Genomic DNA, 21,182 nt, shown 5'->3' with positions numbered 1-21,182 from the left:
AAAACAGGGGCGTCAGCATCACAATTATCGCCCTCAAGTAGTGTGATAAAGTAACCACACCGGAGTTGCGGACTTCCGCTCATTCCGAGCATTTTGCAACGCAGACAGAGGTTTCCGCTGAGTAACCTGCTACTCTTCGGCTTCGATCGGCGCGGCGTCGCCACGGTCTGTGACGCCGGAAGTTGGGAAGGCGCATGTGGTGCGAGTGGCCAGCGCAGACTGACATCAGCGGTCCGGAACACTCGGTGAGATGGGCTTTGGTTTCCGGTCTAGTTTTCGCGACTGGGCCTCGGAAAACGGTTACTCGAGGGATCTCGCCAAACGCTCGCTCGCCCATAGCATCTTCAACGCAACCGAATCTGCTTATCACTGCACCGACCTACTGGAACAAAGGCGGGACATGATGCAAAGCTGGGCAGAATTTGTAGTGGGCGACTTGGGTCAACCGTAACGTGAACGTCCGCTTTGCCCGAACTACATCGCTTTCGCGCCAGGCACGTTTCTGCAGTTTCCGTGCCAAGGAAGATCCAGCGGTTTGTCCCCACAGTCACTGCCCGCCGGTCCTGACAACCAGTCGCGGCGCACATTAATAGGTTTCGGAATTCTCGAAAACAACGCGAAACCCCATGTGCGGCGTGGTGCTGTCAGGCGAATTGCCGGAGCGGGCGGCAATGCGGTAGCGCCAGCAGTAGGAGCGGTGGCAGAGGTATGAGCCGCCCTTGGCGACACGGTTACCCTTCATCTGGTATGCGCGGGCGCGGGCGGCCTTTTTCAGCGAGGAGATACGGTAGAGGTCTGCCGTCCATTCCCAGACGTTGCCCATCGTGTTGAACAGCCCGTAGCCGTTTGGCGCGAAGCTTCGCGCCGGCGCGGTGGCGCTGTAGCCGTCGGCGGCGGTATTGGTGTCGGGGAATCTGCCCTGCCAGATGTTGCAGGGAAAGTGGCCGGTATCATCCGGGTCTTCGTCGCCCCAGGGGTAGGTCACATCCCCTGCCCCGCCGCGCGCGGCGTGCTCCCATTCGGCCTCTGTCGGAAGGCGGCCCCCGGCCCAGGCAGCGAAGGCACAGGCGTCGGCCCAGCTCACCTGCACCGCAGGGTGATCTGGGCGCCATTCGCTCTCTGTGCCGGGTCCGTTGATCCGCCGCCAGTCGGCCCCCTCGACCTGCCGCCACCACTCGGTGCCCACCACCCCGCGCGTGGCGCCCAGCGCCTCGGGCACCTCGGACCAGAAGACGAAGGACCAGCCGATGCGCTCGGCCTCGGTGACATAGCCGGTCGCCTCGACGAAGGCGGCAAACTCGGCGTTGGTGACGGTTGTGACGCCGATGCGGAAGGGCCTAAGCGGGCGCGCCTTGCGCAGCCCCTCGCCATCCAGCGCGATGCGCGGGTGGGCGGTGCCGAGGATCGGCCGCCCGCCGGGGATCTCGGCGGTCTCGAAGCTGAGCTCGCATGGCGCGCCGGCATGCCCGGCGGGGGCCGAAGCCTCGCCCGCAGGCCGGGCCGGAACGCAGCAGCCTTTTACTGCCACGCTTCCTCGCCCGGCGGCGAAACGATGAGGTGGCGCGCGTTCCGGGTCTTCACCGTGCTCTCGATGTGGAACTCGAGAAGCTCTGCCAGCAGCGCCTGTTTCTCGGCGGCATGGTCCGGGTCGTCCCAGAGGTTCACGCGCTCGCCCGGATCGGCCACAAGATCGAAAAGCTGGCCCTCGCCCGAGCCGCGGAAATGCACCAGCTTGTGGGTCTTCGAGCGCACCATCGTCAGGTAGCTCGCACCGGTCATGTTCACGTCGCCTGCCTGCTCGCAGAACACGTGATCCCGCCCGGCGAAGGGCGCGCCCTCCAGCGCCGGATTGAGCGAGATCGCCTCGAAGCTCGGATCGGGCTCGACGCCAGCCCATTCCAGAATGGTCGGTGCGAGATCGAAGAGCTGCACCATCTCCTCCACCCTGCGGCCCCCGGCAAAACGGCCCGGTGCCGAGACGATCATCGGCACGCGGGTCACCTCGTCATAGGGGGCCCACTTCTGGCTGAGCCCGTGGTCGCCAAGGTTGTCGCCGTGATCCGAGGTGAAAATGACGATGGTGTTCTCCATGTTCCCGCGCGCCTCCAGCGCAGCGAGGATGTTGCCCACCTGCGTGTCTATCATCTCCATGTTGGCATAGTAATAGGCCCGCATCCGCTTCAGCTCCTCGGGCGTGGGCTTCAGCTTCCAGGCGACGCTGTCGTGATCGACCTCCACGTCGTGCTCGCGCTTGGCAACCCAGGGGCCCGCAAGTGCGGCCAGTTCCTCGTCGGATACATCAGGCACCGGCACGTCACGGGCCATGTATTTCTCGGCCATCTCTGGCGTTGGGTCGTAGGGCGGGTGCGGGCCGGGAAAGCCGACCGTCAGGAAGAGCGGCTTCTCGACCGGCTTGGTTTCCAGCCACCATTTGGTTGTCTCGCCGATGAAGTTGTCGGACTGCAGCGCGGGCGGCAGATCCCAAGTGAAGGCGCCCAACCGGTCCTTGTAGTCGGGGCGCTCGCGGTAGGTCTCGCGCTGCTGCTTCTTGAGGCCGTGGGACGCCAGCGCTTTGTCCCACTCGTCGAAGAACCAGCGGCCCTCCATGTAGCGGTCCTTGTTCTCCACCACATAGCGCTCGTGAAATCCGGCCTTCGCGTCATAGGGAATTGTATGCATCTTCCCGATGTTCACGCAGTGGTAGCCAGCCTTCGCCAGATCGCTCACCCATGTTTTGCTCCAGGGTTGCCCGTTGGCCAGCACGCCGTTGGTGTGCGGGTAATACCCGGTGAAGAGCGAGGCGCGGCAGGGCACGCAGGAGGGCGCCGTGACATGGCACTGCTCAAAGCTGACGCCATTGTCCACCAGCCGGTCGATATTTGGCGTGTCCATGTGAGACGCCCCCAGTGCGGCGATGGTATCGTATCGCTGCTGATCGGTGATGATGAAGACGATGTCGGGCTTCGGTGCGGTCATTGGGGGGCCTTCAGAGTTTGAGTGCGTAGAAACGATCGGCCAGCACGTCGAGGTGGCTCTGCATCGCAGTGCGGGCGGCGTCGGAGGCGCCGCGTTCGATGGCGCGCAGGATCAAGCGGTGATCCTCGGCCGAGCGGCGGCGGTTGTCGGGGTGGCGGGTCTGGTCGTACCAGAAGGCCCACATCTCGCTTTCGCGCATCCGCCAGAGGTGGCCGACGAACCCGGCCATCACGTCATTGCCCGCCGCCTGTGCGATCAGGTCATGAAAGCGAGCGTCGGCGGCATCGAAGGCGGCGACGTTGTCGATATTGGCGGCCAGTTCATCGTTGGTTCGGGCCATCAGCGCGATCTGCTCGGGCGTGGCATGGGTGGCGGCGAGAGCGGCGGTTTCGCCCTCGATCAACCGGCGCGCGGCGAGCACGTCGGAGGGCGGGGCGGCATCGGGCTCGTAGGCGGGCGCGGGGCCGCGGCTGGCCTCGTCGCGCACGAAAACGCCCGAGCCGACGCGGATCTCGATCATCTGCATGATCTCCAATGCCAGCAGCGCCTCCCGCACGGTGGTGCGGCTCACATCCAGCACCTGCGCCAGCTCGCGCTCGGGCGGCAGGCGCTCTCCCGCGGCGTATTTGCCGCCCTCGATCTCTCCGGCGAGGCGGCGGGCGATCTCCAGATACCGGCGGCTGCCACCGGGCAGGTTGAGAAAGTTCATGACGCATCCTCCGCTTGCTTGGCCCGCGCCCGTGCCCCCAGACGCGCGGCGATGGTGGGCCAAACCACGGTCACCACGGCGAGAGCAAGGAAGACCAGCGCGTAGGGCCGGGCGAAAATCTCCAGCACGTTGCCATCCGACATCATCAGCGAGGCCCGGAGCTGCTCTTCGGCGATGGGCGACAGCACGAAGCCGATGACAAAGGGGCCGAGCGGCACACGGCAGTATTCTAGCCCCAGCCCGATCACACCGAATCCGATCATCACCCAGACATCGGTGAAACTGGAGTTCACCGCATAGGATCCGGTGACGCAGAAGACGAGGATCACCGCCATCAGCCCCGAGCGCGGCAGTTGCACGATGCGGGCGATGTAACGCACCGCGCCCCACATCAGCATCAGCATCAGCACGTTCGCCACGAGGTAGGCGGCGATGATGCCATAGGCGATTTCCGGCGCGTTCTGGAACAGCAGCGGCCCCGGCTGCAGGTTGTGGATGGTCAGCGCGCCGATCAGGATCGCCTCGGTCACAGAGCCGGGAATGCCCATGGTGATGAGCGGAATGAGCGCGCCGCCGATCGAGGCGTTGTTGGCGCTCTCGGCGGCCACGACCCCGGGCTCGTGCCCGGTGCCGAACTTCTCGGGCTCCTTCGAGAGCTGCTTCTCGGTGGAGTAGCTGACCAGCGCGGCGATGTTGGCGCCGATGCCCGGCAGGAGGCCGATCCAGGTGCCGATGACCGAGCCGCGTAACAGCTTGGGCCAGTAGCCGAAGTCGCGCCGGTAGATCGGCAGCTTCCGATTGGGCATGTCCATGCTTCCGCCCTGCTGCGGCGTGGCCGCGTCGCGCAGGATCTGGCTGATCGCGAAGGCGCCGATAAGAACCGGCAGCAGGCCGAAGCCCGCCAGAAGCGAACTGGAGCCGAAAGTCAGCCGCGCTTGGCCGATGGAACTGTCGATCCCCGGCAGGGCGAAGGCCATGCCCAGCGCCGCCGCCATGAGGCCCTTGATCATCGAGCCCTGGCTGAGCACCGCCAGCATTACCAACGCCATCAGCACCAGCGTGAAATACTCCCAGGGCCCGAACTGCAGGGCAAAGCGCGCCAGAGCCGGTGACATGCCCGCAAGGAAGCCCCAGGAGATGATGCCGCCCACGACCGAGGCCATGATGCCGAGCGCAAGCGCCCGCTCGGCAAAGCCGTTCTGCGCCATGGGGTAGCCGTCGAAGGTGGTGACGATGGAGGCCGGCGTGCCCGGCATGCGCAAAAGGATGGCGGTGATCAGCCCGCCCGAGATGCCGCCGACGTATTCGCCGATCAACAGGGTTACGGCGCTCACTGGGTCCATGTGGAAGGTTAGCGGCAGCGTCAGCGCGATCAGCATCGAGGCGGTCAGCCCCGGGATCGCCCCCACGACGATGCCCAGCGCGGTGCCCACGCAGAGGAACAGAAGGTTCTGCCATTCGAAGAGGAGGAAGAAGGCGTCGAGCATCCGTCAGCCGATCGAGATGTAGAGAAAACGTTCGAGCACGGTCGAGATCGCCAGCGAGAGCACCAGCCCCAGAGCGGCGAAGACGGCCAGGTTCACCCAGCTTCGCGCGCCGATCACCATCCCGGTGACCGTGACGAAGGCCGTTGTGGCGGGCACGAAGGGCACGCGGCCGAGATCCAGCGCGGCGACGTAGAGCACCAGCGCCGCGAAGACCAGCGCACCGCGGCGCGGATTGGCGCGCGAGGCGGCTTCATCTCGCAGGGTGCCCGCACGGATTCGGAGCATGGCGCGCAGCGTCAGGACCACGGCGAAGAAGATAAGAAGCGCGCCCAGGATTCGCGGCAGCGCGGCAGAGCCCAGCGGCTCGAAGCGCGGCGGCGGCAATTCGGCCGCGCCGATGAAGAGAAGCACCGCCCCTGCAACGACCAGCGCGGCGAGAATGATGTCTGCGATGTTTTGGCGTGTCGCCTCGCGCATGGCGGTCGGTCTCCTCGCGAGAAAGTGGTTGCCGGCGGGCGGAGGGGCCCGCCGGCGAGAGGATCAGTTGATCGTGGCAGCCACGGCCTGAAGCGCTTCAAGCTGCTTCTGGGCGTCCGACATTGCCTCATCGCCGGGCGTCCAGTAGGGCTGGAGGGTGTTGTTCTGGAAGTACTCGACGATCTCCGAATCGTTGATCGCCGCCTCCAGCGCCGCCGAAAGCGCCGCGACGTGCTCGTCGGGCGTCGAGGCGGGAGCGAGCCACCAGTTGGGGTTGGCCCAGCTCACGTCGTAGCCCAGCTCCATCGCGGTAGGCACGTCTGGCAGGTCGGGCAGCCGCTCGCGGCCGAAGTAGACAAGCGCCTTCAGCCCTTCGCCCTGCGCGAGGTATTCTGAGGCCGCGAAGAGCGCGATGTCCGCATTGCCGCCCAGCACCAACCGCAGCCGGTCGGCACCGGAGTTAGCGGTGACATATCGCGTCTCGAAGCCGGCCTCGTTGGCCAGCATGGCGCCCACGAAATGCGGGATGGTGCCAATACCAACGGCCTCGACCAGCCCGCGCGGGTTTTCCTTGAGGTGGGCGATCAGTTCATCCAGCGTGTCGAACTCGCTGTCCTCGCGCACCACCCAGACCGGGCTGCCGCCGCCGGTGTAGCCGATCGACTTGAAGTCCTCGAGGCCGAAGTCGCCCAGCTCCATCGCCATCGCGATCAGGGCCTGGTGGTGCCAATGCACGATGGTATGGCCATCCTCGTCGCCCCGGCGCATCCGGTTCACCGCGTTGGCCCCGGCCCCGCCATCGGCATTGACCACCGCCATCGGCTGGCTCAGCAGCCCTTCTTCCTGAATCTTCTCGCCGATAAGCCGGGCCACCACGTCGGTTCTGCCGCCGGGCTTGAACGGCACGATCACCTCGATCGGCTTGGCCGGAAATTCCTGCGCCGCCGCTTTGCTTGCCCCAATTGGTCCAACCGGCATGACCAAAGTCGTGGCACAGAGCCCGGCAATCACCGCGATTCCCCTCGAAATCCGCAACATATTCATTCCTCCCTCATTGCGTTCGCGTGAAAACTTGCAATATTGGACCAACCAATAGGAGGTGTAACTCGAATTGTCCAGACCAACCGTAGGATACAGCGACAAGCCCAACATCGTGCTGGTGATGACAGACCAACACGCCGCCCGGGCGCTTGGCTGCGCGGGCGACCCCGCGGCACAGACTCCGGCCCTTGATGCCCTGGCCGCGCGGGGCACGCGCTTTACCAACGCCTACTGCCCCGCCCCGCTCTGCGTGCCGTCGCGGATGGCCTTTTTGACAGGACTGGAGCCGCACGTCTCCGGCGTGCTCAGCAATGATGACTTCCTGCCCTCGGACATCCCCACTATCGCGCACGCCCTGGGCGCGGCGGGCTACGACACCCGGCTCATCGGGCGGATGCATTTTTACGGGCCCGACCAGCACCACGGTTTCGCCGACCGGCCCATAGGAGATATCGGCCCGGGCTGGCCCGGCGCCGGCGCGCCCGCCATCGGCCCGCTCACCGACGCCCGAGGCAACCGCGGGCCGGAGCTGCCCGGCTCGGGGATCGGCGAGACCTCCTACCAGGCTTACGACCACGCAGTGACCGAGACCGCCGAGCGCGAACTGGAGGAGATGCTCGCCCGGCGCGACGGTCGCGGCACGCCCTTCTTCGCGCTGGTCAGCCTGTTCTGCCCCCACCCGCCCTATATCGCCGCGCCGGACGATTATCATGCCGTCGCGCCCCATGTCGGCCCGCCCCGCCTGTCTGCGCCCCCAGCCCGCCACCCGGCGCTCGCCGAATGGGCCGAGGCGGGTGGGGTCGATGCGGTGCCGCAGGATGCAGCAATGCGGAGCCGAACAGCCTACTACGGGCTGGTCCGGATGATCGACCGGCTGGCCGGACGCGTGCTGCGCCGCGTGGAAGGCCGGGACGACACCATCGTCATCTACCTGTCCGATCACGGCGAAGCCCTTGGTGAGCGCGGGCTCTGGTGGAAGAGCACCTTCCATGACGACAGCGCGAAGGTGCCGCTGATCATGGCCGGGCCAGGCATCGAGGCGGGCACGGAGGACGACCGCGTCACCAGCCTGCTCGATTTTTCGGCAACCCTCCTTGCCCGCGCCGGGGCGCCCGCCCTGCCCGGCCACGCCGGGCGCGATCTGTCACTTCGTGAGGGCTGGGAAAACAGCGCGACCTCGAGCTACTACGGCGGACTCATGAACATTCGTATCGGCTCCCAGCGCCACAGGATGCTGCGCGCCGGGCGATACAAGCTCTGCTGGTACGACGGCCACGCGCCGCAGCTCTTCGACCTCGAAGACGACCCCGACGAGCTCTCGGACCTGTCGCACGCGCGGCCCGACTTGGTGATGGAACTTGGCGTCGAGCTACGCCGGGGCTGGAACCCGAACGCAATCGCGCAGGCACAGGCCATCTCACAGCAGCGCAACGCCATCCTCCGAAGCTGGGTCGGCGCGACGCGCCCGCCCGAACGCCTGCGCTGGCGCGACCCGCGGCCCGAGCGAAACCGCTACCTCGACTGAGTCTTCTGTGTAGGTCCGCGCGGGCCGAGCACCCCAAGCCCCCTTCCCTCGCCGGACGACGCCGGGCCCGCCGGATGGGCCCGCCACGGGTTGGCCATGACCGGGCCCGTTAGGGTCAGCGCATACCCGTCTCAACCGAGAGCGCCGAAGCTACCGACCGCCAGATGCGCGAAGAAAACGCCTCCTCCGCCAGGCTGGGCTTGGCTAGCACCATGCGCAAGCTGGACAGCGAAGAGCCGGGGTATCGCAGTCGACGCTGCTCCATGCCATCGCCAGACTGCTGCCGGTGGAGGGGCGCGACGTGGCCACTCTCACGCCGCTGGAGCGAGCACGGCTGCTGGCGCTGATGATGCAGAACGACCAAGAGACGGCGCGGCTGACGGTGGCGGACCTCGTGCAGTTCGGACGCTGGACATGGCCCCGGGGACGGCCTTCAGCGGGTGACCGGCACGTGGTGACCCGCGCGCTGGCGCAGTTCGAGCTCGAGGCGCTGGCGGACCGACAGATCGACACGCTTTCGCGCCGCCAGCGCCAACGGGCCTTTGTCGCCATAGTCTGGGCGCAGCAATCCTCGTGGCTGGTGCTCGACAACCCCTTGCCGCGCTCGACCCGCGCCATGTTTGTAACCTGATGGCGCGGCTGCGGGCGATTTCGCAGCGCGGGCCGGGGCAGCGCAGCCGTGAGCGTGATGCACGACCTCGCCGCGACGGCCCGCTATGCCCGCCGGATCTTCGGACTGAAGGGTGGCCGGCTCGTCACCTCCGGGCCGCGCAGCCTCGACATGACCCGGCGGATACTGAGCGATCCCTTCGATACCGGACTAGGAGTCGTGTCGCTGAACCGCGCGGATATCGTAGTGCCCATGTTAAGTTTTAGGCAATTAGGATCGGTGCACCCCTGGACGAGTTTCGCGACGCGGTGGTTGTGCGGCTTAAACACGGCCGGTCGCAGGAGCAGATCACCGATCCGCTCGGATATGGGGCTCGACTACGAGTCGCGAGAATCGACATTCCACGTACGAACATTGGCGACTGAGGTCCACCCAAGGCCTGTTTGCACATATGTTCATATTTTCCAAACAAACTAAGATATCTTTTTAATAAGCTGCTGTTTATATTGTATAAATCTAGATTTCTCTGTTGCACTTACTATCATCAAACTCAAACAATTCGTTTGACATCGTTCGCTAAACAGCACTCTCTTGCAAGTTACGCACTTACGAGGGCGGGGTTTTCAGAGTGCATTGCAAGTGGGTGCATGCACCGGAGCTCGGAAAAACTGGAGGATATATGGATGGAGACGGGAGGAGCCAGATGATCCACATTGACATGTTGTACAGTCTTGCAACCCGAAGGATCGCGGCATGAGTGGTGCGTCCGAGCCTTCCGATGCCCCTCTCCGCTCCGGCGCTGTCGCCAGGCTGAAGTACCGGACCCGGATCGCCATGCGCGAGCCGACCACAGTGATCGGGCTGCTGATGGCGGCGCTCTTCACGTACCTGATCGTCGTTCCGATCATCTCGATCCTGCTGGACGCAGTGCAGACCCAGTTCGGCGACACCCGCCGCACCGATGGCGAGGTCGGGAGCTGGACCGTCTACTACCTCCACCGCACCTTCCTGTCGCCCATCGCCCAGGACATGTTCTGGGAGCCACTCAGGAACACCCTCAGCGTTGCCTTCGGCGCGATCGGGATCTCGCTGGTGATCGGCGGCATCCTCGCCTGGCTCATCAGCCGCACCGACATGTTTGCCCGGCGCTGGTTCGCCACCGCCCTGATCGTGCCCTACATGCTCCCGGCCTGGACCTTTGCCCTGGCCTGGACCACCCTTTTCAAGAACCGCACCGTCGGTGGCCAGCAGGGCTGGCTCGAGGCGATGGGCCTCACCCCGCCCGACTGGCTGGCCTACGGGCAGGTGCCGATCACGATCATCCTCGCGCTGCACTACACGCCCTTCATCATCCTGCTGTTTGGCAGCGCTCTGCGCCGCTTCGACAGCCAGCTCGAGGACAGCGCGCGGATGCTGGGCGCCAGCCGGGGCCGCATTGCCTGGTCGATCGTGCTGCCACTGATGAAGCCCGCGCTGATCTCGGCCGTGGTGCTCATTTTCGCCAAGTGCCTCGGGGAGTTCGGCGTGGCCTACGTGCTCGGCCTGCCGGTCAAGTTCGATGTGCTCGCAACCTCGCTCTACCGCAATCTCGGCTCGCGCCAGACCGGCGTGGCAGGCGTGCTGGCCGCCTCGATCATGATCCTCGGCATCCTGACCCTTCTGATCGACGCCTACCTGGTGCGCGAGGCCCGCAAGTTCGTCACAGTGGGCTCCAAAGGCTCGATGAACAGGCTGTCGCGGCTGCGCCGGATGCGTCTGCCCGCCACGGGTTTTGCCGCCTTCATCTTCTGCATCAGCGTCGGGCTGCCGGTTCTGACCCTGTTCCTCTCGACCGTCATGCATGTTCCGGCGCGCTTTACCTGGGACAACTTCACGCTCGACTACTGGCTCGGCACCAATCTCGACACCGTCGCGCTGCAACAGGGCATCCTGCTGACCCCGGAGCTGTGGAACGCTGCCTGGAACACGCTGTGGATCGTCGGCTCCGCCTCGGTCGTCTCGGGGATGCTGGGGCTGCTGGTGGGCTACGCGGTGGTGCGCACGCCGCTCAGGCCGCTGGGCGTGTTCCTGCGGCAGGTCACCTTCTTTCCCTATCTGGTGCCAGGCATTGCCTTTGCTGCCGCCTACCTCTCGCTCTTCGCGGTGCAGCGCGGCCCGATCCCGGCGCTCTACGGGACGATGGCAATCCTGATCCTGGCGCTGATCGCCGACCAGATGCCCTATGCCTCGCGCGCCGGGATCTCGGCAATGATGCAGCTCGGCAAGGAGCCCGAAGAGGCCGCACAGGTCGCCGGCTCCGGCTGGTTTCACCGGATGACCCGCATCGTGGTGCCGATCCAGAAGGGATCGCTGGTCACCGGCGTGCTGCTGCCGTTCATCTCGGGAATCAAGGGCCTCAGCCTCTTCGTGGTGCTGGCCGTGCCCTCGACCGACGTGCTGACCACCTATTCGCTGCGGCTGGTCGACTACAACTACACGCAGGCCGCCAACGCGGTGGTCCTGATCGTGGCTGGGCTGGCCTACTTCGGCACCCTCGCCGCACAGAAACTCACAAAGACAAACCTTGCCGAAGGCCTGGGAGGATAAGCCATGCCGGGAATTACGTTGAAGAACGTCAAAAAGTGCTACGGCGCCTACGAGGCGATCCATCACCTGGATCTCGAAGTGGCGGACGGGGAGTTCCTCTGCCTGCTGGGCCCTTCGGGCTGCGGCAAGACCACCACGCTGCGGATGATCGCCGGGCTCGAGAACCTGTCGAGCGGCGAGCTGGCGGTGGGCGCACGCATCGTCGATTGCCCCGAGACAGCAACCTTCATCGCGCCTGAGAAGAGGGGCATGGGGCTGGTGTTCCAGAGTTACGCACTCTGGCCGCACCTGACCATCGAGCAGAACGTCGAGTTCGGCCTCAAGCTCCGCAAGGTCGCCAAGGCCGAGCGCCAGAAGCGCACCGCCGAGGTGATGGAGGCGCTGGGGATCGGCAAGTATGGCAAGCGCTACCCGTCGCAGCTGTCGGGCGGGCAGCAGCAGCGAGTCGCGCTGGCGCGGATGCTGGCGGTCAACCCCGAAGTGCTGCTGCTCGACGAGCCGCTCTCCAACCTCGATGCCCGGCTGCGGCTGGAGATGCGCGCCGAGTTGAAGCGCATCCATTCCCAGTTTTCGACCACCATCGTCTTCGTGACCCATGACCAGTGGGAGGCGATGACCCTGGCCGACACAATCGCTGTGATGAACGAGGGCACCCTGCAACAGCTGGGCAAGCCCGACGACATCTACGAGCGCCCCGCCAACCGTTTTGTCGCCGAGTTCGTCGGCTCGCCGCCGATCAACATTCTCGAGTTCGATCAGACAGGCGAGCTGGTGACGGGCGCAAAGCGGTTCATGTCGATGCGCCATCCCGAAATCTCCGGGATCGGCTCGGTCGGCATCCGTCCCGAGGCGATCTCGCTGGTGCCCGCAAAGGACAATCTGGCCGAGGGAGACTTTGGCGCCCCGGCGAAGGTGGCGGCAATTCTGCCCACCGGCGGGAGCTGGATCATCGAGCTGGAGTCCGGCGAAGAGACGGTCTTCATGAATACCCACATCGCGCCCAGCGTGCGCGAGGGCGACCGGATGTGGTTTCGCGTCCCTGCCCCCGCTCTGAACGTCTTCGATCTCAACGGCGACCGCATCTTCGAGGCCGACGAGGTCCTCGCGAAGGCCGCGGCCTGACACATCGTTCTTAGGGAGGAAAACGACATGAACGGCAGACACCGGACAACCACCGCGATGGGGCTTGCCGCCCTGTGCCTCGGCATCGGCCTTGGCGGCGCGGCGCAGGCGCAGGAGGCGGCCTTCGACCTTGATGCCCTGATCGAGGCGGCAAGGGCCGAGCCGTCGATCACCGTCTATGCTGTGACCGGCAAGATCGTGGGCACGGCGGAGGCCTTCACTGCGCGCTACGGGGTCGAGGCCACCGGCAAGAAGGTCAACGAGGCCGACCAGATCGACCTTCTGATCCGCGAATTCCAGTCGGACAACATCGTAGGCGATCTCAGCCTCGCGGCCGATGGCGGCTCGATCATAGCTCAGCTCATCCCCGAAGGGATCCTGACAAGCTGGGTGCCGCCGGATCTGGCCGCAAACATCCCCGAAGGCCAGCAGGACCCGCTGGTGATGGCATGGGACCCCGCGGTCTGGTCCTACTCGACCGAGGTCCACGAAACCTGCCCCGTCTCGAATGTCTGGGAGCTGACCGAGCCGAAGTGGGCGGGCAAGGTCGCCATGCTGGACCCGCTGGTAAAGCCCAACTACGCCGATTGGTTCAACCAGCTTGAAACCCACCACGATGCCGCGATGGCAGAAGCCTACCGGGCGCATTTCGGAACCGAAATCGACGTTTCGGAGGAAAGCGCCACGAAGCAGTGGGTGCGCATGTATGCCGCCAATGCGCCGCTTCTGGGCGACAGCACCTCGGTTACCGAGGCCATCGGCGCCGTAGGTCAGGCCGAACCGTTCTTCGGCATCACCTCGACCGCTAAGTACCGCTCCAACGCGAGCGGCGAAACCGCGGTGGGCATCTGCGCCGACATGCAGCCTTTCTCCGGGTGGCTCTATCCGGGCCTCGCGATGATGGCGACCAAGACCAAGAGCCCGAACGCGGCCAAACTCTTCGTGCATTACATGATGACCGCGGAAGGCATCGAGGCGATGGCGGTCGACGGCAAGACCTCGACCAACAGCGCCGTGTCGCCCCACCCCGAGGAAGCCTCCGGCGTGGCCGCCGTCATGGACCAGCTGATGGTCTACGACACGTCCACCGCCGCAGACGACTTCGACAAGCGACAGGAGTGGCAGGACTTCTGGCGCATTCACTACAGCAGGTAGTCACCTTCCGGCCCTCAGGAGGAGCGGGCCGGGCTCACATCTCAAAGGGAGGAAAGAGAGAGATGAATACACTGATCGGGAGATCCACCACGGCCCTTGCGCTGTGCATCGCCAGCGCGGCCGGCGCACAGGCGGAGGATTTCAACCTCGACGCGCTGATCGAGGCGGCACGGGCCGAACCGCCCTTGGCCGTGTTCGACAGCACCGGCAAGATCACCACGATGGCCGAGAACTTCTCGGCCAAGTACGGGGTCGAGGCCGTGGGCCAGAAGGTCAAAGCCCACGCCCAGCTCGAGATGATGGCCCGCGAGGCCCAGGCGGGCAACGTGCAGGGTGACGTTTCGATCATCTCCGATGCGCCCGCGGCCATCGCGGAGCTGCTGCCCAACGGCTTTGCCGTCAGCTGGGTGCCGCCCGACCTGGCCGACGTGATCGTGCCGGGCTATCGCGACCCGTTGGTGGTGGTGACCATGGCCAACGTCTGGACCTACAACACCGAGCTCTACGACAGTTGCCCGGTCTCCAACCTGTGGGAGATGACCCAGTCGGAATGGCGCGGCAAGGTGGCGATGCAGGACCCGTTGAACAAGTCGGTCTACACTGACTGGTTCAACCAGATGCAGACCTACGGAGACGACGCCCTCGCGGAGGCCTACAAGGAGTTCTTCGGCCAGGAGATCGACCGCTCCTCCCGGAGCGCGACCGAGCAATGGGTCGCGATGCTGGCCGCCAATGCTCCGCTGCTGGGCGGGTCCGACAGCAACGCGGCCGAAGCCGTGGGCGCGCCCGGCCAGTCGGAGGGCTTCATGGGCCTGATGAGCTCCGCGAAATACCGCGACAACGCCGACTCCGACTTCAAGCTCGGTCTGTGCGCCGACATCAAGCCGTGGATCGGGTTCACCAACGCGGGCGTCGGCCTGATCGCGGCGGGCAGCGACAGCCCGAACGCGGCCAAGCTGTTCATCCACTACGTGATGACGGCCGAGGGCATCGCGCCCCAAGCTGACGATGGCAAACGCTCGGCGAACACCCAGGTCGATCTGCCCGCCGACGAGCCCTCGGGCATCGGCGCCGTCTGGGACCGGTTGCTGACCTACGAAATGGCCTCCGCCGCCGATGACTACGAAACCCGGCAGGATTGGCAGGATTTCTGGCGCGTGCACTACGACCGCTGAACCACTCGGCCGGGCGGATGACCCGCCCGGCCGCCCCCATTGGAGGAGACCAGGAAATGCATACGATTATGACCCCACGGGCCGTGACCATGGCGCTGACACTGACCGCCTCGGCCTGCCTGCCCTGCGTGGCGCTTGCCGAAACCTTCGACCTCGAGGCGTTGACCGAGGCGGCCCGGGCCGAACCGCCGCTGACCGTCTATGACAGCACCGGCAAGATCGTGTCGATGGCGGAGAACTTCGCCGCCAAGTACGGGCTGGAGGCGATCGGCCAGAAGGTCAGCGCCACCGCCCAGCTCGAGATGGTGATCCGCGAGTACCAGGCCGACAACGTCCAGGGCGACGTGCTAATGATCACCGATGCACCGGCGGCGCTGTCACAGCTGCTGCCCGAGGGCTTTGTCGTGAGCTGGCTGCCGCCGGACATGGCAGACGTGATCCCCACCACCTACCATGACCCGCTGACGGTAACGACCAACGCAAATGTCTTCGCCTACAACACCGAGGTGCATGACAGCTGCCCGGTCGACAACATCTGGGCCCTGACCGACCCGGAATGGTCCAAGCGGTTCGCCATGATCGACCCGCTTTCGAAGTCCAGCTACACCGACTGGTTCAGCCAGATGGAGAGCCACCACGACGACGCCGTGCGAAAGGCCTACGAGGCGCACTACGGCAAGCCGCTGGAAACCGAGTTCGACAGCGCCACCAAGGCCTGGGTCGCGGCGATGGCGGAAAACGCGCCGCTGGTGACCGAGGGGGACGACAACACCTCCGCCGCTGTGGGCGCCCCCGGCCAGACCGAGCCGTTCTTCGGCCTCATGTCCTCCGCCAAGTTCCGCGACGTGGCGGACAAGGGCCATGCGATGGCGATCTGCGACACGCTGACCCCCTGGGTCGGCTGGACCTACTCGAAGCTCGCGCTGATCGCGGCTGGCACCGACAGCCCCAACGCCGCCAGGCTGTTCGTGCACTACGTGCTGACCGAAGAAGGCATCGCGCCGCAGATGGTCGACGGCAAGGTGCCGACCAACACCACCATCGCGATGCCCGACGACGAGCCCTCGGGCATCGTCGCACTCTGGGACAACCTGCTTGCCTACAATTCCACCACCGGGATCGAGGACTGGGACTCACGCCAGGACTGGCAGGACTTCTGGCGCATCCACTACAGCCGCTGACCTCCCCGGCGGCCTGGCTCCGGGCCCACGCGGTCCGGAGCGACTTACAACCAAGGAAAACGACCGCATGACCCACACCGACCCCGCCATTCCATCGCCCGCCCGACTGCGCGAGGTGGCAGAAACCGTCGCGCGCGCCGCCGGGACGCCGCTGACCTCGGCCTTCCGCTCCGGGATGACCGTGGACTACAAGGTTGACTTGCATGATCCGGTGACCGTCCATGACCGGCACACCGAAGCGGTCATCCGCGAGGAGCTTCTTGCCCGCGTGCCCAGCTCGGCGATCGTCGGCGAGGAAGGCGGCGAGGTTGGCGAGGGACCGGTCAAATGGTTCGTCGATCCGATCGACGGTACCTCCAACTTCGCGGCCGGGCTTGCGTTCTGGTGTGTCTCGATCGGCGCCGTGGTACACGGCGAGATCGTCGCCGGGGCCGTCTATGATCCGGTCGCAGACACCCTTTTTTCGGCCGATCGCGACGGCGCCTGGCTGAACGGCGCACCGCTCCGCTGCCCCGACGCCCGCGACGAGGCCCATGCCCTGCTGATCACCGGCTACCCCGTCCAGCGCGATTTTCGGGCGGAGGGGCGCGAGGCCGCGCTTGCCGGTCTTGGCGAGCTCGTCTCTGCCTTCTCGACCCTGCGCCGCCCCGGCAGTGCGGCCCTCAGCCTGTGCCACGTCGCGGCCGGCTGGGTCGATGCCGCCGCCGGCTTCGGCGTGAGCGCCTGGGACGTGACCGCCGCGATCCTGATTCTGGAGCGCGCCGGGGGCAGCTATCGCCCGCTGACGCTCGGCAAGCTGCCCGACACCGCGCCCGCGCACCACTGCCCGGGATATGTGGCCGCCGGCCGCGGCGGGCATTACCCCACCCTCGACCGGGTCGCCGATGCCATCGACGCGCGGCGTCGTGCCGCCGCGGCCGCCCCTGCCCCTGCCCCATAACCCAGCACCCCATCCAGATCCCCGAGCCGAGACCTGCGCGCCGGCCATTGAACGGAGCCTTCCCTGCATGAGCCAAGACACCAAACCCGAGGACCGGCAGATCGCCGAACGCGCCGACATCTGCCTGTCCCTAGTCCGGAGCGCCGGCCTGATCGCGCTGGACGGGTTCCGCCGACGCGGCACCGACGAGATCACCATGAAGGGATCGCAGGACTTTCTGACCGAGACCGATGCCGCCGTCGAGGCACACCTGAAATCGCGGCTCGCCGACGCCCTGCCCGGCGACGACTTCCTGGGCGAAGAGACAGGCGGCACGGTCACCGGGCGGTCGGTCTGGGTGGTGGACCCGATCGACGGAACCGCCAACTTTGCCCGTGGCATTCCGCACTTCTGCATCTCGGTCGCCTATGTCCGCAACGGCATCACCGAGATCGGCGCCATCTACGCGCCCGCGACCGACGAGCTGTGGTTCGCGCGGCGCGGCATGGGCGCCACCTGCAACGGCGAGGCGATCCACGTTGCCGACACCCGCAGTTTTTCCGCCGCCTGCCTCGAACTCGGCTGGAACAACCGCCGGGCCCAGCAGGACTATCTTTCGACCCTCAACCGGCTGCTGGACCACGGCGCCAACGTGCGCCGCTCCGCCTCCGGCGCACTCGGGCTCGCCTATGTGGCCGACGGCCGCTCCGACGGCTACGCCGAGTTGCACATGAACGCCTGGGACTGCCTGGCCGGTCTGCTGTTGGTCGAGGAGGCAGGCGGCCGGATCAGCGCCATGCCGGAGGATGGACTAAGCCAGGGCGGTGCAGTTCTGGCCGTGGTGCCCGCGCTCGCGGCCGAGACCAGTGCGGCCACCGGCATCCCCCTGGCACCGCCCTCGAACCAGACCGACCGCGCAAGGATGATCGCATGAACGATGTAAGCCCGCTGAAGAACGCCCCCCGCTACGACCGCCCCGACATCAGCCTGATCGAGGACCGTCTGGAGCCCTACGGCGTGGCCATCTACATCGGCGGACGCGAGGCGATGTCGAACCCGGACCTCCTGCGCGAGCACGGGATCACCACGGTGCTGAACTGCGCCGTCAATCTCGATGTGAACCTCGTCGCGACCCCCGACCCCGAGATGGACGACGCGCACCTGACCTACGGGTTCGGTCCCTACCGCTACTACAAGCTCGGTCTCGTCGACGGGGCTGGCAATGCCCAGACGATGATGCTGGCCGGCTACTACCAGCTCCTTGGCGCACTGTCGCAGATCCTGCCGGAGCGGGCCTCCTACCCGCTGCGCGAGCGCGGCAACGTGCTGGTTAATTGCCGGGGCGGGCGCAGCCGGTCGGTCGCGCTGGTGTCGCTGCTGCTCCACAAGCAGATGCCCGATCAATACCCGACATTGGACGCCGCCCTGCACCATGTCCGCCTGCGCCGGGAGCTGCGGCCGGACGAGTGGTTCGAGGCGCCGAAACAGGTGTTGGTGGATGCCGCGAGCGCCGCCTCGGACTGGATCGACCGGATTTCGCACAGCGACCCGCGGCCAAAGGAGGCCGGTCCAGCGACATGACCCGCATCGCCGTTCTCGCCGATCCGCATCTGCACAATATCGATGCCGGGCCGACCGAGGGGACGCCGCTTGTGCGGTCCTTCGCGGATTCCATGGCATCCACACGCGCTTTCAACGAAAGCAGGCCGGCCTTTCGGACTGCACTCGATGCGGTGGCGGCCGAGGGCATCACGCTCTGCCTCATCGTCGGAGACCTGACCGATGACGGGCAGCCTGGCAGCTGGAAGGCGGTGTCGGAGCTGCTCGACGGCTACACGCGCCAGCACGGCATCCGCTTCTTCGCCACGCCGGGCAACCACGACCAGTGGTCGATGACGGGCAAACCCCTCGCGAAAGGCTTTGTCGGGCCCGATGGCAAGGTCGAGGAGGTTGCAGGGATGAGCATTCCGCGCCGGCCCGGGGCTCTGCCCTGGCGCGGGATGCGGATGGTCAGCTACGACGAGGCCATCGTCTACGCGGCGTCGCTGGGCTACCGCCCGCAGCCGGCAGACCTGCACTGGGAAACCCCGTTCGGCACGTCGCCGGACCTGGGCACCCGCGAGGCGCGCATCACCTCGGCACGGGGAGACAGCGCCTATGTCTGCGACCTGTCCTATCTCGTCGAGCCGGTCGAGGGGCTGTGGCTGCTGTCGATCGACGCGAATGTCTATCTTCCCGACGGCGCCGGAGGCTATGTCGATTGCAGCAAGGAAGGCTGGAACGCGACCCTGCAGCACAAGCCCTATCTGCAGGGCTGGATGCGCGACGTCGCCGCCCGGGCAAATGCCCGGGGCAAACGGCTGATCGCCTTTTCCCACTACCCGGTGACCGACGTGTTCCACGGCTGCACCGAGCGGCTGGCGCGGCTCCCCTCCTCGCGGGCAGGTGCGCGGCAGATGCCGCGGAGCGAGGTCGCCACCGCCATCGCCGAAACCGGGATCGGGCTGCACTTCAGCGGGCACTGGCATGTGAGCGCCACGGCCCCTGCCCCGGTCGGACAGCTCGTGAACATCTCGGTGCCGTCCACCGTGGCCTTTCCCGCCGGCTGGAAATGCCTCAATCTCGACGCGGAGAGCGCCCGCGTCAGCGACCGGGCCGTGACCCGCGTGCCCGGCTACGACGCCTGGTTCGGCCGCTATGCCGCCGAAGTCGCCCGCACCGGTCGCGACGCCTCGGCCATTGGCGCCGCGGATTACCCCGATTTCCTGTCGCGGCATTTTCGGCAGATCGTGCTACAGCGCCGCCTGAAGGAGGATTGGCCCGCCCGAATGCACCCGATTGTGCGCGAGGCGCGGTTGCCCGAGGTGATCGCCCGGCTTTCCCCGCAGGCGCGCGACCTGCCCGACATCGCCTTCGCCGAGGTCTTCGTCGACTGGTATCGCCTGCGGGAGGCCGGGGGCGGCAGTGCCTCGGGGATCGGCTCGGAGCGTCGCGCGCTCTATGCCGAGCTGGCCCGGGCCTGTGGAGACAACGACGCCGCTGCCGGCTCCGAGGCGGGAATTCTTGCCGTCTTCTTCGAGACCCTGGGCCACCTCCTCACAGGCGCGGACAACACCCGCGCCGCCCTGGACCAGCCGAGCGCGGTGCCCGCACCGTGCTAACCCATCCGCACAGTCTTGCGCCAGACCGGCAGAGCTTCGAAGGCGGAGGTGCTGCCGCTGGACTCGGACGTCAGGATATCGGCGATACGCCTTGCCATCTCGTCCATCGGTTGCCGGAAGGTGGTGAGCTCGTAGGCCGACCAGCGTGCCTGCGGCACGTCGTCGAAGCCGATCACGCAGAGATCGCCCGGAATATCGGCTCCGAAGATGTTGCGGGCACCGTCCATGAACCCGAAGGCCAGCAGATCGGTGACGCAGAACACCCCGTCCGGCGGCTCCGACCGGCCGAGCAGCACGCGCGCCGCCTCCAGGCCGGTGTCGTAGTTGGTGGGTCCGATCCGCGTGACATCGACCTTGACGCCAACCTCGTCGGCGGCCTCGGTGAAGGCGGTCTCGCGCATCATCATCGACGGGGTCCGCGCCTGCGAGGACACGCAGGCCAGCCGCGAACAGCCCGCGCGGCGCAGCAAGGCCAGCGCCTCGCGGCACGCATTGCGGTTGTCGATCCAGATCCGCTCGACACCTTCCGCGTCGTCGGTCCGGTTCACCAGGACCACCCGCTGCCCGTTGGCGAGGCAGCTCTGCACCAGTTTCGCCGAGGGAGAGCCGCTGAGCACCACCGAGGCCTCTGCACGGTATTGCAGACTTTGCCGCAAAGCCTGGCTGACACTGTCCTCGTCACCGCCTGTGTTGATGATCATCGACACCTTGCTGTGATCCTGCAGCTGGCGGGTGACCTTGTCGATCATCGCGGCATGATAGGGCTGGCCGACATCGGCCGCGATCAGGCAGACGATCTTGGAGGGCTCGCCCACAAGGCCCCGGGCCAGAAGATTGGCGTGATATCCCAGTTCTTCAGCGGCCTTCAGCACCTTGCGCCGGGTCGCGGGGGCAACGCTTCCGGCCCCCGAGAAGGTACGGGACACGGCCGACCGCGAGACCCCCGCACGTTCCGCTACCTCGTTGGCGCTCACATAGGACGCCCGGTCGCCTCTGGGGGGGACAGCTCCGCTCATGCACAGCCCTTGCAATCAGTTGCACAAATTTTCATTCGAAAG

At 66.3% G+C, this 21,182-nt stretch carries 18 protein-coding genes; 11 read left to right on the top strand and 7 right to left on the bottom strand.

All coding sequences use genetic code 11. The features are described 5' to 3' along the window. Nucleotides 1-586 precede the first annotated feature (586 nt). From ACUXVX_RS07140 to ACUXVX_RS07115, 6 genes are all read right to left on the bottom strand, one after another. Nucleotides 587-1,528, bottom strand: a complete 942-nt coding sequence (locus tag ACUXVX_RS07140; RefSeq protein WP_446310985.1) for an SUMF1/EgtB/PvdO family nonheme iron enzyme — start codon at nt 1,526-1,528, stop codon at nt 587-589. After that, nucleotides 1,519-2,976, bottom strand: coding sequence for a sulfatase family protein (locus tag ACUXVX_RS07135; protein WP_446310984.1), 1,458 nt, complete (start codon nt 2,974-2,976; stop codon nt 1,519-1,521). Before ACUXVX_RS07135 ends, ACUXVX_RS07140 begins: the two co-directional genes overlap by 10 nt. A gap of 10 nt (nt 2,977-2,986) precedes the next feature. Then, nucleotides 2,987-3,685, bottom strand: coding sequence for a FadR/GntR family transcriptional regulator (locus tag ACUXVX_RS07130; RefSeq protein ID WP_446310983.1), 699 nt, complete (start codon nt 3,683-3,685; stop codon nt 2,987-2,989). Further along, on the bottom strand, nt 3,682-5,172 hold the full coding sequence (locus ACUXVX_RS07125; RefSeq protein WP_446310982.1) for a tripartite tricarboxylate transporter permease: 1,491 nt from the start codon (nt 5,170-5,172) through the stop codon (nt 3,682-3,684). Before ACUXVX_RS07125 ends, ACUXVX_RS07130 begins: the two co-directional genes overlap by 4 nt. Nucleotides 5,173-5,175: 3 nt before the next feature. After that, nucleotides 5,176-5,649 (bottom strand): tripartite tricarboxylate transporter TctB family protein, encoded by a 474-nt coding sequence (locus ACUXVX_RS07120; protein ID WP_446310981.1) that lies wholly within the window; start codon nt 5,647-5,649, stop codon nt 5,176-5,178. Nucleotides 5,650-5,712: 63 nt separating this feature from the next. Then, on the bottom strand, nt 5,713-6,627 hold the full coding sequence (locus tag ACUXVX_RS07115) for a Bug family tripartite tricarboxylate transporter substrate binding protein (RefSeq protein ID WP_446310980.1): 915 nt from the start codon (nt 6,625-6,627) through the stop codon (nt 5,713-5,715). Nucleotides 6,628-6,760: 133 nt separating this feature from the next. Between ACUXVX_RS07115 and ACUXVX_RS07110 the strand changes: the two genes are divergently transcribed. The 11 genes from ACUXVX_RS07110 (at nt 6,761) to ACUXVX_RS07060 (ending at nt 20,124) form a co-directional block, all read left to right on the top strand. Further along, nucleotides 6,761-8,215, top strand: a complete 1,455-nt coding sequence (locus ACUXVX_RS07110) for a sulfatase-like hydrolase/transferase (RefSeq protein ID WP_446310979.1) — start codon at nt 6,761-6,763, stop codon at nt 8,213-8,215. 301 nt (nt 8,216-8,516) lie between these two features. Then, the gene (locus ACUXVX_RS07105; RefSeq protein ID WP_446310978.1) at nt 8,517-8,846 is read left to right on the top strand and encodes an ATP-binding cassette domain-containing protein; all 330 of its coding nucleotides are present in this window, start codon (nt 8,517-8,519) and stop codon (nt 8,844-8,846) included. A gap of 732 nt (nt 8,847-9,578) precedes the next feature. Continuing rightward, entirely contained in the window at nt 9,579-11,411 is a 1,833-nt protein-coding gene (locus ACUXVX_RS07100; RefSeq protein ID WP_446310977.1) for an ABC transporter permease, read from the top strand. A 3-nt stretch (nt 11,412-11,414) separates the two neighbouring features. Then, nucleotides 11,415-12,533: an ABC transporter ATP-binding protein gene (locus ACUXVX_RS07095; RefSeq protein ID WP_446310976.1), complete on the top strand. Its 1,119-nt coding sequence runs from the start codon at nt 11,415-11,417 to the stop codon at nt 12,531-12,533. A 27-nt stretch (nt 12,534-12,560) separates the two neighbouring features. After that, nucleotides 12,561-13,688: an ABC transporter substrate-binding protein gene (locus ACUXVX_RS07090; RefSeq protein ID WP_446310975.1), complete on the top strand. Its 1,128-nt coding sequence runs from the start codon at nt 12,561-12,563 to the stop codon at nt 13,686-13,688. Nucleotides 13,689-13,750: 62 nt separating this feature from the next. Continuing rightward, nucleotides 13,751-14,863, top strand: a complete 1,113-nt coding sequence (locus ACUXVX_RS07085) for an ABC transporter substrate-binding protein (RefSeq protein ID WP_446310974.1) — start codon at nt 13,751-13,753, stop codon at nt 14,861-14,863. Between the two features lie 56 nt (nt 14,864-14,919). Next, nucleotides 14,920-16,044, top strand: a complete 1,125-nt coding sequence (locus ACUXVX_RS07080; protein WP_446310973.1) for an ABC transporter substrate-binding protein — start codon at nt 14,920-14,922, stop codon at nt 16,042-16,044. A 67-nt stretch (nt 16,045-16,111) separates the two neighbouring features. Then, nucleotides 16,112-16,984, top strand: a complete 873-nt coding sequence (locus ACUXVX_RS07075; RefSeq protein ID WP_446310972.1) for an inositol monophosphatase family protein — start codon at nt 16,112-16,114, stop codon at nt 16,982-16,984. A 67-nt stretch (nt 16,985-17,051) separates the two neighbouring features. After that, nucleotides 17,052-17,897, top strand: coding sequence for an inositol monophosphatase family protein (locus ACUXVX_RS07070; RefSeq protein WP_446310971.1), 846 nt, complete (start codon nt 17,052-17,054; stop codon nt 17,895-17,897). Further along, nucleotides 17,894-18,544, top strand: coding sequence for a dual specificity protein phosphatase family protein (locus ACUXVX_RS07065; protein ID WP_446310970.1), 651 nt, complete (start codon nt 17,894-17,896; stop codon nt 18,542-18,544). Before ACUXVX_RS07070 ends, ACUXVX_RS07065 begins: the two co-directional genes overlap by 4 nt. Further along, nucleotides 18,541-20,124, top strand: coding sequence for a metallophosphoesterase family protein (locus tag ACUXVX_RS07060; protein WP_446310969.1), 1,584 nt, complete (start codon nt 18,541-18,543; stop codon nt 20,122-20,124). The genes ACUXVX_RS07065 and ACUXVX_RS07060 overlap by 4 nt, the downstream gene beginning before the upstream one ends. On the opposite strand, the gene ACUXVX_RS07055 is transcribed toward ACUXVX_RS07060, so the two are convergent. After that, the gene (locus ACUXVX_RS07055; RefSeq protein WP_446310968.1) at nt 20,121-21,050 is read right to left on the bottom strand and encodes a LacI family DNA-binding transcriptional regulator; all 930 of its coding nucleotides are present in this window, start codon (nt 21,048-21,050) and stop codon (nt 20,121-20,123) included. The genes ACUXVX_RS07060 and ACUXVX_RS07055 overlap by 4 nt on opposite strands. Nucleotides 21,051-21,182: the final 132 nt, after the last annotated feature.

The organism is Vannielia sp. SX4, from assembly GCF_052828525.1.
The sequence above is the reverse complement of the archived record's forward strand: the minus strand, read 5'-3'. Positions and strand labels throughout refer to the sequence as shown.

Coding starts and splice junctions, on each gene's coding strand:
- ACUXVX_RS07085 (WP_446310974.1), top strand. CDS start 13,751: ATGAATACACTGATCGGGAGATCCACCACGGCCCTTGCGCTGTGCATC.
- ACUXVX_RS07075 (WP_446310972.1), top strand. CDS start 16,112: ATGACCCACACCGACCCCGCCATTCCATCGCCCGCCCGACTGCGCGAG.
- ACUXVX_RS07090 (WP_446310975.1), top strand. CDS start 12,561: ATGAACGGCAGACACCGGACAACCACCGCGATGGGGCTTGCCGCCCTG.
- ACUXVX_RS07135 (WP_446310984.1), bottom strand. CDS start 2,976: ATGACCGCACCGAAGCCCGACATCGTCTTCATCATCACCGATCAGCAG.
- ACUXVX_RS07080 (WP_446310973.1), top strand. CDS start 14,920: ATGCATACGATTATGACCCCACGGGCCGTGACCATGGCGCTGACACTG.
- ACUXVX_RS07065 (WP_446310970.1), top strand. CDS start 17,894: ATGAACGATGTAAGCCCGCTGAAGAACGCCCCCCGCTACGACCGCCCC.
- ACUXVX_RS07095 (WP_446310976.1), top strand. CDS start 11,415: ATGCCGGGAATTACGTTGAAGAACGTCAAAAAGTGCTACGGCGCCTAC.
- ACUXVX_RS07115 (WP_446310980.1), bottom strand. CDS start 6,627: ATGCCGGTTGGACCAATTGGGGCAAGCAAAGCGGCGGCGCAGGAATTT.
- ACUXVX_RS07130 (WP_446310983.1), bottom strand. CDS start 3,685: ATGAACTTTCTCAACCTGCCCGGTGGCAGCCGCCGGTATCTGGAGATC.
- ACUXVX_RS07125 (WP_446310982.1), bottom strand. CDS start 5,172: ATGCTCGACGCCTTCTTCCTCCTCTTCGAATGGCAGAACCTTCTGTTC.
- ACUXVX_RS07060 (WP_446310969.1), top strand. CDS start 18,541: ATGACCCGCATCGCCGTTCTCGCCGATCCGCATCTGCACAATATCGAT.
- ACUXVX_RS07120 (WP_446310981.1), bottom strand. CDS start 5,649: ATGCGCGAGGCGACACGCCAAAACATCGCAGACATCATTCTCGCCGCG.
- ACUXVX_RS07100 (WP_446310977.1), top strand. CDS start 9,579: ATGAGTGGTGCGTCCGAGCCTTCCGATGCCCCTCTCCGCTCCGGCGCT.
- ACUXVX_RS07070 (WP_446310971.1), top strand. CDS start 17,052: ATGAGCCAAGACACCAAACCCGAGGACCGGCAGATCGCCGAACGCGCC.